The sequence below is a fragment of the Xenorhabdus sp. XBWT genome (assembly GCF_059072735.1).
Window position 1 is genome coordinate 1,889,055 of record NZ_CM180990.1, and the last position, 16,287, is coordinate 1,905,341.

Sequence of the window (16,287 nt, forward strand, 5' to 3'; positions counted from 1 at the left end):
TGGACATCGACGACAGAAAATATTCGCCTGAAGTAAAACGCGGGATCGTCACTTTTTGGGGTTCTTCGGCGGAACCCGTCCTGGGCGTCGTAGAGCACAACCTCATCGGGGTTTATCCTTTTTTATATGCCGCCCCTCACCACAAACGGTGAGAAGTGGCATGAATTCATCATTTCGCACGGGGCCACAGTTCAGTAAATTCCTGATAAATATGCATAGCCAGCGTCATATTTTGCAGGCGTTTGGCATTTTCACTTCGGGCGCTCGCGCGGGCCTGTAGCATGGCATAGAGATCATCCAGTTTCTGATCAAACTCAACCGCATCAATATCTTTCAATACGTGCATATAGTTCACGACGCCAGAAGTCACAAGACGCGGTGCCTTTAATGGCTGCTGTTGTGCTAACGCCGCCACGAGTTGTGACATTATCTGAGCATCAAACGCGGGTTCGGGTTGGATGACAGGATCAGGGATCACCGACGGTGTTATCAATGCCTCTGGTGCGGGTGACGGCGGATTGCTTACCGCAACCGCAACGTCTTCCGTGGCAGAACGTAAGATAGCCGCCTGTGTTGCTAACTGTGCTGACTTCTGCAACGTATCCGGCGAGACATACGGTTGTTTATTCCGGGGCGCTTTGCTTTGTTTCGGCTCAATGGGGATCTCCTGCAAGGTATCGGCAGACGGGATCACCGATTTTTTTCGTGTCGATGGTTTAGTCATTGGTTTCTCCTCTCAGATCAAGTTCCCAAACATTGGGCCTTTTTGATTTTGACGGAATACTGGTAACGCCTTCCAGCATATGCTTACGGGTATCACGTGCACGCAGTATCTTCATGTGCTCTTTAAATAGGTCAAAAGGATAGTTATTACTTTCACACCAACGTCGAGCAAAACCTTTATTAATAAATAATTTATGGCTGTAATTTTCCTGACGTAAACCGAGTTCTTTCGAAGGGAGCTGGTTCGACAGAATCGGGGTGTTTGCTGCCCGGATTTCCAGCCGGTTCTCAAAGGTAGCAGAAATAAAGTGCTCAAAGATACTTGCCGGTGTAATTTTATCTTGCTCGACGTTGACTCGTATCCGCTCTAATTGTGCTTTGACTGCGGTCATCACGCGCCCTACATCAAAATCCCATACACCCAGCTCTTTACCGATAATTAATCCGGCAATCCCCAGTGAGACTGTCCATGTCCAGTAACGTTCTTTTTGTGTAAAATCAAAAAATTCCTGACATTCTCGACTCACGTCTTCACAGAGTTTTTTCACCAGATCAAGATTACGCATGAGGTTTCGTAACCAGAATCGCCCTGCGGCCCCTGCATGGAGGGTACGGGCTAACATAAACGTTTGTTCAACGAATTCTTTGTTCTCGTTGTTGCGCCCCCACAGGCTTGGTAGATTGCTCATGTCAAGTTCGATGACACGGGCGTTCAACGCCTCAGACAGTGCGTTCATATTTACCAATTGTTGGGTCAGTGATAAGTTTCCTGTTGATAAAACCGCCATTGTCCAGGAACCATTATTCTCCTGCAAACGATTCGTATTCGGTAACCCTCTGTCCTTGTCGCGTCCCTGTGTGACGGAATAAACAAAATCCGTGAGTTCTTTGCCCCTACGTTCCGTGATTTCGTCAATGCACATCGTGATCGCATTTAATTCACCGAGCCGTCGATACAGTGCAACCGCTGTGTCACGTGTCAGACCTTCAATGCCACTGCCGCCATCGACTTGGGGACGGCCCCAAATCGATATCGCCAGACGTGCAGACGTTGTTTTTCCGACACCCGATCGCGTTGCATAACTATGGACAAGGCATCCCTGTACCCCCATGAGTTTAAATAAGGGAGCGGCAAAACTGACACCCATTAAAAATTGTGTCAGCTCCATATCCGGCACATTAATTAAATCCATCGCTTTACGAAAACCGGCGACTGACGCATCCTCACTCATGCGAAAGGCTTTATCCATACTGCCCCCATTATTCGCCAGTATCATTGGGCGTACCGAACCATCCCCACGAAACTCGGTATTACCCAACAAAAACGCAGACATATCGTCTGTCCAGCCATAATGTTGGTGCTGCTTATCCGCCGCGCGGATATCGGCTGCCTGCTCTGCGGTTCGACGTAAAAAGGTCATAAGATTTTCCCACTGTCCTTTTGAAGTGACGGTGACCCCATGTTTACTTAATAAGCCCTGTAAACTATAGTCTTTGGGTAATTCTGATACGGGTAATTCAAAGACCCGTGCCGGATCGTGCGGCATGGAAACCTGCATCACAAATGACTCACCGTTTTGTGGTGAATAGACCCGGTTAAGAAACAAAAGCGGGTATTTATAGATTAATGTTTCTTTTTCCTCTGTGCCTTTTGCCCGCTTCCAGATCCCCGATCCCATCTCGCTTGACGCAATTTTATAATCACGATGAAAGGGTAACGGTTGCTCGGTTATCTCCGCAACTTGTCTGCTCAGTAACGTAATTGAGGGAAGTTGCCCTTCGTGTATCGTGACCGGGCGTGCTTGTGGGATATGGTTAATAATGGCCTTTAATTCTTCCTCGGAGGCTTCTTCGACTATCTTACCCAGTACAATAGGGGAACGAATTTTGCCCCAGTGAGGACAATCACCGCACACATCGGGATTAAGACGGCTGAACATGTCACAGGTGTAAGGTTTATCTATCACGGATTGTGCTTTAAATTCCGTCTCTGTGATGGAGTACGTCGGATATTGGTCTGAAATTTTATGTATCCATTCTTCCCCATCAAAACAATTTACCGCAATAGATAACGCCCCGCGCCATGTGGGTTCGTCGGTGGTACTTTGTTGTTCATAACACAAGGCGAGCTGGTCACAGCCGCCCGGTTTCGGTTTTGCACTGCCGATATCACAGTGAGCCATAATCTGAGCAAACGAAAAAGACTTTTTTTGGACGCCCCAAACAGCCTCCTGAAAACCTATCTCATCTTGAAGAAAATCGGGAACTGCGCCCAACTCATTCGATTGCAGCGGAACATAGGGCAAAACTTCCCGCATTTCGGCAAGCGAATACGGTTGTGGCTCAGAGGCGATAATACGGACGGCATTCCCACTTTTGGTATGCAGGGTGCCCGGAACGCGTAAAATACCGCTGATCCGCATACTGGCACCGGCATCCATTTTTAAACCGTGGGTACGGACGAGCTGTTCTAAACCCCCATGAAGCACCCGCCATTGTTCCGGTGATACGGGTTTATCCAATACCCAATAGATATGTAATCCTTCACCACTGGCAATGATGTAGTTTGGTTGCCACATATCTGCGTCAACCAGCCATTGGGAAAATGCCGTATGGGCCATTTCAAAACTGGGATAGGCCCATTTTGGATGTTTCGCAAACTTTTCCTTCCCTGCATCAATATCGAGCCATAGGGATTTAACGTCCTGTACCTGATCATCCCGACGCCCAGCATATTCCGTTCCTTTTGTGTTAAAGGAAGACATGGCAAAGTATAAGTCCGTCTCTCCTGACTCATGCTGCTGAATAAATCGGGCAGCATTACCATTTCGGATATTGACCCAGTAGTTACGAACTTCTTTACCTGTCGCTGTCCGGAGGTTTTTTTTAATGGTGACAAGAACCGTTTCACCCTCCGGCGGCACAACTGACGTTAAGAAGTCCATACGGTGCCTTATAGGTTGATACTATTTTTAATCGAGGATTGAATGTTTTTTAAGCCGATAACATCCCAGTCCCGTTTTGAATCATTGAAGGGAAGTTCACCGTCGTCACTGAGATCATTAACCCAGGCGCTGTCATTTTTCAGTTCTTCTAACGTGTACTGGTATTTCAATGCGGTCTGTACTTTTTCAGCAAAAGCCAAAAGAATATGGGGATAAACCGTCTTAGGACTGCACGGTAATGCGCCAATGGCATCGATTTCCTTTAACACCATAATGGCTAAACGCACTTCATCCGTATATTTCGCCTGATAGGCTGACGCATTAACAAGGCGTCCTATCTGAGACGCCGACATATTGGGTAAGAGGTAACCCAACGTTTTATTATTGATACCCAGCTTGACGGCCAATTCGGTCAGTTCTAAAGATAATGTAGTCTCTGACATTTTCTTCTCCTTAATGCCATTATTGAGTCATTGATACCCTTAATCATTATTTTGTAACAACGCCGCGTCCAAAGCGGCCGCCATTTCAGGGGTTAATACGCTGTCTTTACCTCTCTTCTTGGGTTGTTCATCATCCGGAGCTTTTGCCGCTTGTTGTTGTGCTGCACGTAAGTTCTCTGGAACATGCGAAAAAATTTCTTCGGCTTCGGGTGCTTTGACGGCAGAAGCACGCCGACTGACACGTTGTTGTGCGGGAGCTGGCACGGCAGCAGAACGTTGTGCTGTGGGGGCTGATACAACGGGGGCACCGCGTGTCCGTGTCACTTCTGTTGCACTGGTTTGTGTCGGTGCAGCATGACGACGACGGCCTAATACGGCGGCGGCATCGGCGACGGTATTTCGGGTACGTGTCTGAGCTGGCTCATCTTGATGTGAAACGGCATCCTGTGATGTGGACTCGTTACGCCTACTGCGTGTGCGTACAGTATTATCTTGTGTTTCTTGTGTATTCTGTAGTGTATTCACCGCACTTCGGCTACGCGTGCGCACACCACTTTCCTGAACGTCTTCGGACGTCTTTTGTCTTTCTGTCACCGATGTTCTGTTACGTGTACGACCTGCGATAGCACCATTTGTCTGCCGATTAGCTTCCGCCGCACGTCTTGCCTGAGCCTCTGACTGACGGCGTTCTTCCGCTAATCGCGCTTCATACTGCTGATAATCGGCTAACTCCACTTCTTCTATGCCCTGCGTGTCAACGGGTAAGTTTGTCCCCGGCTGTAACATGACAATGGTTTTCGTCTCAGTATTTTGCCAGTACGTAGGGATATTATCGGTGATGGGAGTATCATAGAAAATAATTTCACCGGTAAAGGGATCGACGGTTTCCTGTCCGGTATTCACCGATTCGGTATTGCGCACCGGTGCATGAGCGGCGGGTGTTTGCAGATGATCAGGCATCTGCCCGAATCCTTCGGCACTCATCTGTTCTGCCTGTTCCGTATCTAACACACCCAGTCGCAGTACACGGTCTAGTTCGTCAGATTCAATCAGTTTTCGTACCTGTTGATACTCGTCGGGATCGTTGATGTACCCTTCGGGTTTCATCACAATACGTTTATGTTCTGAGTAAGGATCGACAGCAAGCTGAATCCAGGCTTTCGAGGGATCTAATTTTTGTCGCCTAAACCAGTTTACCAGGGCATTCAGTCCCATATAACCATCCGGATTCGGTTTATCGCCAAAGATAGCGGTGGACGATAAATTTACCTGAAAAATGGTATCCCACGTGCTGTCACCTTCTCCTGGTGTCCAGACGGCAATAGATTGTCGATAACGACAGGCCCGTGATTCGCCATTGATGCCAGAACCGGGTAGATTCTGTGGACATAAATCACAGCGGGTACACTGTTTATGTTTTGCATCCGCAGCGGGCGTAATATTGTCGTTAGAATAACAATCGGGGGCTTCTTTGCTGCCTTCAACATAGATGCCATGATAAAAGGTGCGGCCAACCTTTGATGGCCGTAACATGACGACGGTCATCGGTTGCAGCGGTTGTGACTGTGCAACCAGTTCCGGGCCAATAAACGCCTGTAAGCTGTTTCCTTTCATTTTGATACGGGCAAAGCTGGACAGACCCACCTCATCCCAGTGAGCACTCAGCCCGTCCTGCTCATCGCGCAAATGCGCCGGTAAATTATGATCAAAGGTCACGATAGAATTAGTCATCAGGAATTCCTTATTTCACGGGTTTGAATTGTATGTGTTGTCGTGTAAATGCCTTTAATCCCGGTGGCAACGCATCACCATGTTGTTTTCTGTACGCTTCCACGCGTGGTTTTGAAATGCTCTTACTGAAAAAAGATAAGTCCTGACTGGTGACAATAAAATCGCCCCAGACATTCAAATCCTGCACACTGTATTCTACAGTTGTTTTTAAGAGAACCTTACCGACGTCCGTATCTAATGCATGAATTTTCTCTTGTTGCATCCGTTTTTGAATTTCGTAATACAGGACGCGTAACTGATCCGCAATGTCTTTTGTTTCCTCCTCCATTGCGGCCTTGTGCATGGATTCAATCGTTTCTTTCTGCTGCATCAATTGAATATGCGCTGCGGCCAATTGCGCGGTTGAGATACCGATAAAAGGATCACTCATTATTGTCCCCCTAGTTGTCTTTTGCGAGACTCCTGTAAATATTCAGCAACGTTAATTGCGCATCGGCGCGTCCTGCGATGATGTCATAAAGTTGTTTTTCCCGTTGATCACCCCACATTTCGGTGACTGTCATATGGTGTTTCTGTCCGTTACGTTCCATGCGGGCCGTTGCCTGTAAATACACTTCGGTACTGGCATAGGGTGCGTACCAAATGGCATGACTCGCTGCCGTTAACGTGACACCGTGTGCAAATGCCGAGGGGACTCCCACAATCACTTGCATCAGTCCCTTTGGGGCTTCCTGAAAACTGTCGAAGACTTTTTGGCGTGCCGTCTTACTGATGCCGCCGTGTATGATCCCCACGGCAATACTTTTATTTCGTAGATAAAGGGCAATCATGTCTACGGCGGCACGGAATGGAGCAAAAATAAGCACTTTACCCTCCTCACTGTGAATAATTTCCAGACATTCATTCAACCGTTTCGTGGGTTTCATTTCGACCACTTCACCACTTTCAGAAAGGACTGCACCACAGCAAATCTGTACCACTTTATCCAATAAGATGGCCTGATTATCGCCCGTGATATTTTCGCCCGCCAAATTAACCGTCTGCTGCGCACGTAACATTTTAATCGCGGCATTCTGTACCGCTGTTAATGGCAAATAACGCGACTCATACACAATCGGTGGCAAATCAATACAATCCCGTGTGCGAATGCGGATCGCCGGTTTCATGTACTTGGCGACGGTATCCTGCCAACCGTCGAGCGGAAATCGTTTGAAATCGTTGACTTTCCACGTTGTTAAATTTTCCCACCAGTAGAAATTCGGCACGGTATTGCCAAAACCATCAAACATACAAATCTGGCCGAACGCATCTTTTGGCCCCATTGGTGTGGGCGTCCCAGTCATTTGCCATGCATACGCAGCCTTACGCACAAGGGGATAAACGAGTGCCCATAAATCCGTTTCTCTGTTCTTTATTTTAGTACTTTCATCCAGAATAATCAGGTCATAATGATTCTGAATAAATTCCTTATGAAGTCCTTTCAATGCTTCGTAATTCGTCATATGAAACGGTGCGGTAGAGGTAACCTGCTCTTGTTTCTTTTTTACCGTTCCTTCAATGACCGTAAAATCAGCCTCACCAAACAACAATTTTGCGGCGGTAGGCAGCCACGCATCCAATAATACGGAAGACGGACACAGTATCAGGATCTTTTTGACCAAGCCGAGGGTATACAAATAATGCGCGGCCCAGATGCCGATAGCAGTTTTACCTGTTCCTGTCCCCGCGAAACAATAGGCTTTTTTCCGGAGACATAAAAAATCAGCACAAACAATCTGGTGCTGATACGGACGAAAATCACTGGGGCCGGGCCAATGATAGTCCCGATAAATAGGACTCACAGCGGGTAAATTGGCCACCGCCAGAAGTGCTGCATTATAATAATTCCACTTATAGGCCACCGTATTGTCGCCCAGGTCAATCTGTCCGCCCGGATTCAACACACGTGCCCGTGCCAGCTCTTGCTCTGATCCTTGAATGACGAGCGCCCGTTGCTGATAGAGTTGCAACGTTGCCATCATTGCGCCTTATGAATATACATCATTCAGTAATGTTTCCTGCCATAAACCTAATTCTTTGAGTTTATTATCACGAGCCACGCGAGCCTCTTGAATGGTCTGATAGCCACCTTGCTGATCAAGTTCTTTGCCCCGATAAATACGCCAGTAAAAGGTTTTTTCTTCACGGTTACGGTAAATACCCGCACGAGGATTACGAAAGAGCTGTGCGATATGCGGGGAAAGACACACAATATTGTCCACGGTACGCGCACAATTATCATCCAGTAACCGAACAAGGCCATAGGGTTCTTTGCCTGTCACGACAACCCAAATCAGATCCAGAATGTTTTTTCGGATGTTTCCCGACCCACTGCCAATCGCGATCCGAACATACGTGTTACTGCCATTCATTGTGATACCCACGTGTTCACCCGCATAGCGTTGGTTAAACCAGGTACAGGAACGCTCTGCCATACTCTGATTTGCCTGACTGTATTTCTGATAGAGTTCCGGTGTCCGTGCTTTCCAAAAAAGCCCACCCGTATCCGGATTATAGGTCATTAATGCCCGTAAATCTTTCGCCTTAAGAATGTGTTTCATTCCATTGTCCTCCGACAAGTTTCATTATCTCTTCGTCAGATAGCCCTGCGGTTTCTTTGGGTTTCAGTTGTTTAAGGATACTGACCAATCGGACATTCGCATTCGCGGCACCTTCGCCCGTAAACTGAACGCTGCTGTCTAATGCGTCCATCATTGACAGAATGGTTTCCAACATGGCCTGTTCTTCTTTCCGTCGCTCATATAAATTGCGAAGTAACACCAGTAGGGCGTCACCTCTGACCGTCAGAAATGTAATGTCTGGATTTTCTTTCGTTGTCATGAGTATATCTGCTTATATGTCAACAGTCGTCACTTCTGACCCGTGGCATTAAAGGGACAGCTCATCACCGGACAATAGGCACACAACGGTGATGTCTGTTCCGGCCAATAATCCCGCTCATAAGAGTCAATAATACGTAAAGACTCCCGCAAAAACTTCCGCATCTGTATCTCATGCCCTTCGTCATGAAGATGCGTTGTATGCGTCTTAACACTGCCTGCTTCTAAGAATATCAGGGCACTATCAAATTGCGTATAACGTTGCATTGTCGGCTGCGCTTTCGCCATGACACTCATTAAATCCAACTGATCAGTTTTTGGATAACGATCTTTGCCCGTTTTATAATCATACAGGTACATTTTTTTGAGACTGCCCATACCGACATCGGTTTTTCCCCGCATAAAAACGGTGGACGTATCAAACCAACTGGCGACCTGACCATTGGCTTTGATCGCCCATTCCTGTTCACCAAAAAGCGGGATACCCACACGCTGTTCAGTCACTAAAATATTAAATTTTTTCTTTAACATATCGGCCACACCCGTTCCGATTTTTTCCTTTACGACGGTATTCATGGGTTGGCCTTTTAGCACATAATCTTCATGTGCCTGATGTACCTGTGTGCCCCACAAGGTAGCGGGCGTATCGGTATAGGGAATACTATGAGTCAGGTGTTGTTCATAAAATCGCCTGGGGCATTGCTGGTACTGACTCAGTTTTGAAAAGGATAAGGCCAGCGACAACAGTTTGCCGCCGCCAATCGGCTTATGAATTTTATTCGGCCACTCAACATCATGACTCAGTGGATATGCGATTAAGTCGTCTTTTTCTTTTTCTGAAAATATTATCTTACCCATCGGTCTTCGCTCCGGGAACCCGTATCAGTGGTTGGGCGTCACTCTGTTTTCTGGCTTCCGAATCCAACACCCATCCCGTAATAAATTGCGTGATGAGAATACTGAACTGTTGCGCATCCGTCAGTTTTTCTAAATCGTCAGACGATTGGGGATCAATAAAGCCGTCGCCAAAATTGTAATGAATATCGACTTGACCATTCGGCAGATCGGTCACGGTAATAATGACTCTTGCCATTTCACATACCCTCCTTTTTACAGCGGGGACAGTGGCAGCGCATGAGATGCACACACGGTTCACCGTTGGGTTTTGCAAACAAGCCATGACAATCCGGGCAGTTTTGATGTAAACAGGGTTCATCGGTATAGTGATAAGCATCCGGTAAAGAGGTGCTGTCAGCACTATCGGATTTCGCATACAGCGTGAGGGGATTGTCGGTATCGTTCGACAGAATATTGCCTAATGGGGTGAGTTCTGTGTGTAGAGAAGATGTCGCCTGCTTGTCCATCTGATAACACGCCGCATTAATCTGACTTGCAAACTGCCAGTACACGGCGAGCTGTCGTGATAAGCATTGGGCTTCCCATAGGGCATCATGTTCCGCACAATGTTTTGTGCCGGTGTGAGCTGCGCGTATCGGGAAGATCATTTCAAAAGTTCGCAGACACGCGCCATTATAGAATAGCCACGGGAGGGGGGCTGGTTCACTATGCACTTCGCGGTATAGAACTTCCATAATCGGACAGTCAAACGCCGCACCCCGGCCCAATAAGTACAGATTACGAACAGGAAAAAAAATTTCCCCCTTGTTCATCTGCATACTGAGGGTGGTTTTAATCCAGTCGGTCATTTCGTGTATGACATTAATGAGTGTTGGGGTGTTAGATTCACACGCAAGTTGAAACCGGGCACGAACATCGGTGTCTTGGCTCATAAGCCATCCCAGCGTACTGGGTGTCTGCTTAAACCCCCGTGCCATCATATCCTGCACATTGACCAGTGACCCCCACGATCCCACTATCAGACCGTCCCCCCGCACTAAGGCCAGACCCACTTCCCACACTAAAGGTTTATCCCCGGCCAGATTCGATAATGTCTCAACATCAGCAATGAGAAATAAGGTATCGCGTTTTATTTTGGGCTGCATGTTTGTCCTTATTGCATTTGGTTGCGTTCTTTTAAAAGCGCTTCGGCATTAACTTGATTAAAGCCAGAAGCCACCCAGATATCTTCGTCATATTGATCACCATAATTGGGGCCAACCGTCAGCTCACAATCTATCGGTGTCCGTTGTGCCCAATCGGGGCGTTTTCTCATCCGGTATTGGATTTGTTCACAACAATCAGAAAGATCTTCGTTAGGCACGAGAAAAGCTAATTCATCGTGAACGGTTAAACACCAGAAAAGACCGTCATTTCGCAGGTTCATCATCATTCCCTGCAAAATCCGTGTCGAGCTGCCTTGTGTGACATTGTTCGCAATGATGCCACGATAAATTTTGCGGTTTTCCCGTTTCTCAGCATCGGTATACAAAATGATGTCGCGGTTCAGTTCATCTTTACCGGCAATACGAAGATCGTCATAACGTAATACCCAACCATCCGGCAAGATAAGTCTGTTTTTCATGGCGGTATAGTTATTTTCGTAACCAAAAGAATAAGAGCCGCCATACAGCATTACGTCTAAGGCATTCTGGCATTCTGTCCAGAACTGAACGATATGGGTATAACGGTCACGATACAGTAAAACTGCGTCGTGGCAGAACTCTTTGGTCACATCCAGATCGTAAGCCGTGCGAAGGCGTAAATAGAAGGATTCAAACCACGAACCATATTGCAGGGACAGAATGCCCTCTTTACCTACGTTACGTTCCTTTTTTCGCCCATTCGTTTTTGAAACTTCATAGCCGTACAATGTCGTGGCAAAGTCAGAATAAGGATCTTCATTGCGGGCAAACTGTAGCAGCAAATCGTTTTGTCCTGCATGGTCTGCCATACGTCGGGCTTCAATTTGTGCTAAGTCACAGGTCACGACCGAATAGCCTTTGGGTGCCCGCACAGATCTTCGCAAGGTCAGATCACCCCCACGTTTGGGAAAGTTTTGGACATTAATATCCTGATAGCCAACCCACCGTCCCGTCGTCGCACCAAAGGCTTTCAGGGGGATCGGCATCTTGCCCCGATGCGCAATATCTAATAGATTTTTGGCTCGTGTGATACCAATCGTGGATTTCTCGCCCATGCGTGCTTCACAGACTGCTTCCAGAAAGGGATCGCCTGACGTTAAGAGTGCCTTAAAACCCATATCCATTTTGGCAAAGGCATACGTCCTTTTGGGTGTTCCGTCCAGATTCTTGGCGGTCTTACTGTCTTTCATCGGCACTTCCACACCCAGTTGCATCAGTACCTCAGCAAATTGGGGATTTGACGATAAGCGTTTACGAAACGTCTCAACATCTTGTGAAAAAGCCGCCGAAATTTTTGCCAGTTTATCTTCCTGTAACTGTATCAGGCGCGGAATATATTCACGTAATAAGGCTTTATCCAAATCAAACTGACAGACACAACCCGCCCGTATCGTGTCGGACATCGTGACCATATCCATTTCAGAATAGTGCCACCGAAACAAACCGTAGAGGGGCGGTAAAATATCCACATCTCGCAGACCATACTCCCCGTACCGCTGCAAGCCCGCTGCGGTGAAATGCTCCAGACGCATCCCCATTACATGGTGAACGTCGTCTTTTTTCTCCGGCAGCGAATACCCTTTGGCTAATCGAGCCAGACTGTTTGCCGCTTTTGCACCGTGTAATGGCCGCGCCATCGTCAGGGTACAGGTAAATTCACGGGGTTCTATACCGTAGTAATCTGACAGAATAAAACCATCAAAGGGGGTGTTGTGTGCGAGGACATTACAGTCATGTAATTGGAGGGATTCCAGTTCTTTTCTCACGGCACCTTTATGATTGGGTATCCAGTACCGTTCGCCCGTATCCGGAATGATAATGGAGCACAGTATGACCTGAAAGCGGGGATCACGAACATACTTTTCATAGGTCATGCCTTTTGCGGATAACGAGTATTTATTGGCGGGATCATAAAACGTTTCAAAATCCAGAAAGACTTTCGGAATACGGTCAAAATCAGACGCGAGCGCATTGGCTAAGTTGTTGCAGGCGTGCTGCTTTTCCTTATCACTGAATATGCCCTGCTGCCTAATTCCATAATCGTATGCGTATAACATGATGTTATATTCCAATGCCAAGTAGTGACCGGATAATCAGATAAAACATCCCGATAAGACAGAACATCAACACCCAGTCACCTGCCTTTGACATAAAGGGGAGGCTTACGGTGTCTTGACGGCGGTCATGAAGCTCTTTTAAACATTGCAAATGATGCTCTGCCATTTGTAGCTTTTCTTTATCGTAATGTGCAGGCGGACGTTCATAATGGTGTTCTATTTTTTTCTGTAAATCAGCAATATAACGAATGAGTTGTTCTTCATTCAAATCCTCATCGGCATCATATGACCATTCTTGTTCTTCGCAGGAAAGAGTGACACGCACGTATTTCATTCAACCCCCTCGATTTATTTCATGACGGTTATGAAAGACATCTTTTATGACCAAAATGAATTCTCACCGTACTACTTCATTTGCAGTAAAATACGTTTTCCAAGCCATGCCATAACAGGTACAGCCATTGAATTGCCTATCGTCTGATAGCGAGAGCCATCAGGGCAATTTTCTGCTGATTTTCCGTTCCACGGGATCTGCGTATGATTATCAGGAAATCCCTGTAACCTTTCGCATTCAATCGGTGTCAGGCGACGAATAGCATAACCATAATTCACACTATGGACATCCGATGCCGTCAATGTGTAGGAGAGTTCAGTTTGGTAGCCGTCGCCACGACCACCATTGCCGGGAGTTCGGTTTATCGTATTGCCTGCCAGTGAAATTGCCACCAAATCCGTGGCGCTTTTATAGTCCCGCGACTTCAGTGTCGATGAAATATCGTCGGTGCGGTATTCACCGTATGAAAGCTGGCGATAGGTGGATACCAGACCGCTGCCACGCTGGGAAAATATCTCCTGATTACTCATGCCGATCCCTCCCGTATTATGGCTCTGGTTTAATGTTGGGTGCGGATTATCACCGGAATCCCAATGACTGCCGTTGGCAGGTGAGCATTTCACAATATGGAAGTCGCCTGAAAAAGCTGACTGGTTGTCTAAAAATTGTTTATTACCACAACTAGCTAATAACGCTCCAGTGGTGTTACGACCGCTTGCAAGGCACTGTGTAACAGCGTCGGCAACGGCTTTCCTCTCCGTTCTGCCCGGCGGAGTATTCCTTCGCACGCTGTAGGACTCAAAAAGTATTTCGGCGGGATCGACATCTCTTCTAGCACTTGCGACAACAAACACACGACGCCGACGTTGGGCGACGCCGAAATATTGCGCGTCCAACACTCGCCAGGCGATGGTTCGCTGTGGGCCAGACACCAAACCCGCGTTTGTCCATTTTTTCCCTGACGGCTGTAGGGGAATGCCTTCTCCGGCAAGTCCAGCAAGAAAGCATCCAAAAGCGTTATCTTTACTGGATAATACGCCTGGGACATTTTCCCAGACAATGATAATGGGGGATTCAGTGTTGGACACTCTGACGCGATCAAGGGCATTGGCTATCTCCACAAAAGATAAGGTTAATTGTCCCCGTTCATCTTTCAGACCCTGACGTAGACCAGACAAACTAAATGTCTGACAAGGTGTGCCACCGACTAGAATATCTGGTGCAGCAATCTGATTATCTACAATCATGGCCGAAAGCTGAGTCATATCACCCAAATTTTGAACATGGGGCCAATGGTATTGCAGTACCGCATTAGGGAATTTTTCAATTTCGCTGAACCATACCGGAGACATTCCCAGTGGTTCCCAGGCCACACTTGCAGCCTCGATACCTGAACATACTGATCCAAAACGCATCATCAATTCTCTTTTTAGCCGTCTTATTTGCTGACGTAAGCCATGCTCATAACACGTTGAGCTTCATCTTCCGACTTTTGTATTAACAGACAGCGTGATCCCTTTCGGTAACAGGTATCGTGGCCCGTCAAGCGTACCGTTATGAATGGCATCTAACCAGCTCTGAAATACAGACAGATTGGTTTCATTCACGACGGCGGCATAGGCACCGGCATTCAATGCTGAAAGTAAGCGTTTGCATTGAAGTGCTGTGGGTTTATTTTTCCCCGCTTTGACCTCAACGGCCAAAAATGATCCCTGTCCGCCCTGTTTATCGGGTACACAACATATTTTGTCAGCATGACCACTACGCCCAAAGCCACCTGTCGTGGGGGTAAGAACATAGGCACCGACATCCGCTAGTAAACTATCGACTTGTTCCTTAACTTTTGATTCGGGAGTACGTGCCATGATTCCTCCTGCGTTATACCAACTGGTGGTTTCCATAGCGCGTCATAAATCAACGCAGCGTTATACATCTTTGTTTTCAGCATATCCCAGTCTTTATCCGCAAGAACGATAAAGACACGAAAACCGACAGAACGGTATAAAACCTGATCTGTCAGGTAACGTCGTAAATAATACGTTACTTCTTTTGCCGTATTATCCTCGTCTGTCCGTGATATCACTAACAGGCTTCCTTGTGATAATAAATAGACTAGCGTATAAAGCGGGACGGCGGTAATCAGGTTGTCCACAAGCATATAATACTTTCCTGCATACAAACTGACATAGTGTATCGTAGGAATGTCGGTTCGTTTCCAGTACGTATAAATCGGATGCTTACGCCGGAATTCTTTTACTGACGGAATGATTGGCCTGTGTCCGTACAAATTTACTGTGCCACTGACAAACCACTTATGCTTGCGATGATAAATCCAAATGGGTACGCCTGCTGCACTTGCCATTCTTTGTGCAACATGACGAGCCTCTTCCTGTGTGGTATAGGCTTCTTTTAATGCGTGTTGCATAACAATACACCTTTACATAGGCTAACCAAAATAGGATATGTTCGGGACGTCTTAATGCCAATTAACCATATACTTTTATGTGACTGCTGAAAAGGTTTTAATGGTCATGCGTTTTCCCGTATTCTTTTCTTGTTTTATAATTATTTAATATGGCTATTATGTAAAATAAGCGAATAGGAAAACATTATTCCCCGTGTGAAAAATCCAGTTCCGTTACTATTTTTTAGTGCAGTAAATATATCTCTATTTTCTCAAGTATGGTTTGTATGTCAAATAACAGGTAAAAAAATAGCTCCATTGTAATGGAGCCGAACTGTCTGATTAGGAATGAGTGATTAATCATTCAATATTTTGTACTGCCAATCAAATTCGACTAAACCGGAAACTAAGAAGGCATCTTGATCGAAAACGATAGAATAAAGATCAGGGAAATTCTCTTTCACTCGTTGCAGATTATTGAGAAAACCATCTGATAAGTCAAGAGTATTTGCTATATCCTCCATACACTCTAAATGTTCGTCTGTTGCCAGACAGATTTCGATACCTTCCTTATAAAGACGTATTACTTTCTCAGGCATACGTATAACCATATCCCCTTCATCGTGGAAACGCTCAGTGTACTGTGTGAGTAATTCCATATCTGACTGTGATAAGTGTGCTGTAGAAATAACAGCAGACGTTCTCGTTTCGAGTTGAAGCTCTGGCATA

At 46.5% G+C, this 16,287-nt stretch carries 17 protein-coding genes; all 17 read right to left on the reverse strand.

Annotated features, from left to right (window positions below):
* Nucleotides 1–169 precede the first annotated feature (169 nt).
* Entirely contained in the window at nucleotides 170–724 is a 555-nt protein-coding gene (locus tag AC5JQI_RS08710; RefSeq protein WP_493914426.1) for a hypothetical protein, read from the reverse strand.
* On the reverse strand, nucleotides 717–3,668 hold the full coding sequence (locus tag AC5JQI_RS08715) for a DUF927 domain-containing protein (protein ID WP_493914427.1): 2,952 nt from the start codon (nucleotides 3,666–3,668) through the stop codon (nucleotides 717–719). The genes AC5JQI_RS08710 and AC5JQI_RS08715 overlap by 8 nt, the downstream gene beginning before the upstream one ends.
* Nucleotides 3,669–3,676: 8 nt before the next feature.
* On the reverse strand, nucleotides 3,677–4,111 hold the full coding sequence (locus AC5JQI_RS08720) for a hypothetical protein (RefSeq protein WP_493914428.1): 435 nt from the start codon (nucleotides 4,109–4,111) through the stop codon (nucleotides 3,677–3,679).
* A gap of 39 nt (nucleotides 4,112–4,150) precedes the next feature.
* Nucleotides 4,151–5,842 carry a hypothetical protein gene (locus AC5JQI_RS08725; RefSeq protein ID WP_493914429.1) on the reverse strand — a complete coding sequence of 564 codons (1,692 nt, stop codon included), beginning with the start codon at nucleotides 5,840–5,842 and terminating at the stop codon, nucleotides 4,151–4,153.
* 10 nt (nucleotides 5,843–5,852) lie between these two features.
* Nucleotides 5,853–6,272 (reverse strand): hypothetical protein, encoded by a 420-nt coding sequence (locus tag AC5JQI_RS08730; protein WP_493914430.1) that lies wholly within the window; start codon nucleotides 6,270–6,272, stop codon nucleotides 5,853–5,855.
* A gap of 10 nt (nucleotides 6,273–6,282) precedes the next feature.
* Nucleotides 6,283–7,863: a helicase-related protein gene (locus AC5JQI_RS08735; RefSeq protein WP_493914431.1), complete on the reverse strand. Its 1,581-nt coding sequence runs from the start codon at nucleotides 7,861–7,863 to the stop codon at nucleotides 6,283–6,285.
* Nucleotides 7,864–7,869: 6 nt separating this feature from the next.
* Nucleotides 7,870–8,442 (reverse strand): hypothetical protein, encoded by a 573-nt coding sequence (locus tag AC5JQI_RS08740; RefSeq protein ID WP_493914432.1) that lies wholly within the window; start codon nucleotides 8,440–8,442, stop codon nucleotides 7,870–7,872.
* Entirely contained in the window at nucleotides 8,426–8,722 is a 297-nt protein-coding gene (locus tag AC5JQI_RS08745) for a hypothetical protein (RefSeq protein ID WP_493914433.1), read from the reverse strand. The genes AC5JQI_RS08740 and AC5JQI_RS08745 overlap by 17 nt, the downstream gene beginning before the upstream one ends.
* A 29-nt stretch (nucleotides 8,723–8,751) precedes the next feature.
* Nucleotides 8,752–9,579 (reverse strand): PD-(D/E)XK nuclease family protein, encoded by an 828-nt coding sequence (locus tag AC5JQI_RS08750; protein ID WP_493914434.1) that lies wholly within the window; start codon nucleotides 9,577–9,579, stop codon nucleotides 8,752–8,754.
* Complete coding sequence (locus AC5JQI_RS08755; protein ID WP_493914435.1) at nucleotides 9,572–9,814, reverse strand: hypothetical protein; 243 nt, start codon at nucleotides 9,812–9,814, stop codon at nucleotides 9,572–9,574. Before AC5JQI_RS08755 ends, AC5JQI_RS08750 begins: the two co-directional genes overlap by 8 nt.
* Before the next feature lies 1 nt (nucleotide 9,815).
* Nucleotides 9,816–10,724 (reverse strand): 3'-5' exoribonuclease domain-containing protein, encoded by a 909-nt coding sequence (locus AC5JQI_RS08760; RefSeq protein ID WP_493914436.1) that lies wholly within the window; start codon nucleotides 10,722–10,724, stop codon nucleotides 9,816–9,818.
* A gap of 8 nt (nucleotides 10,725–10,732) precedes the next feature.
* Entirely contained in the window at nucleotides 10,733–12,820 is a 2,088-nt protein-coding gene (locus AC5JQI_RS08765; RefSeq protein ID WP_493914437.1) for a DNA polymerase, read from the reverse strand.
* Nucleotides 12,821–12,824: 4 nt separating this feature from the next.
* Entirely contained in the window at nucleotides 12,825–13,154 is a 330-nt protein-coding gene (locus AC5JQI_RS08770) for a hypothetical protein (protein ID WP_493914438.1), read from the reverse strand.
* Between the two features lie 71 nt (nucleotides 13,155–13,225).
* Complete coding sequence (locus AC5JQI_RS08775) at nucleotides 13,226–14,572, reverse strand: DNA cytosine methyltransferase (RefSeq protein WP_493914439.1); 1,347 nt, start codon at nucleotides 14,570–14,572, stop codon at nucleotides 13,226–13,228.
* A 60-nt stretch (nucleotides 14,573–14,632) separates the two neighbouring features.
* Nucleotides 14,633–15,019, reverse strand: a complete 387-nt coding sequence (locus AC5JQI_RS08780; RefSeq protein WP_493914440.1) for a hypothetical protein — start codon at nucleotides 15,017–15,019, stop codon at nucleotides 14,633–14,635.
* Nucleotides 14,968–15,579, reverse strand: coding sequence for a hypothetical protein (locus AC5JQI_RS08785; RefSeq protein WP_493914441.1), 612 nt, complete (start codon nucleotides 15,577–15,579; stop codon nucleotides 14,968–14,970). Before AC5JQI_RS08785 ends, AC5JQI_RS08780 begins: the two co-directional genes overlap by 52 nt.
* Nucleotides 15,580–15,914: 335 nt before the next feature.
* A complete protein-coding gene (locus AC5JQI_RS08790; RefSeq protein WP_493914442.1) occupies nucleotides 15,915–16,286 on the reverse strand; it encodes a DUF5983 family protein in 372 nt (123 codons plus the stop codon).
* Between the last annotated feature and the right edge of the window lies 1 nt (nucleotide 16,287).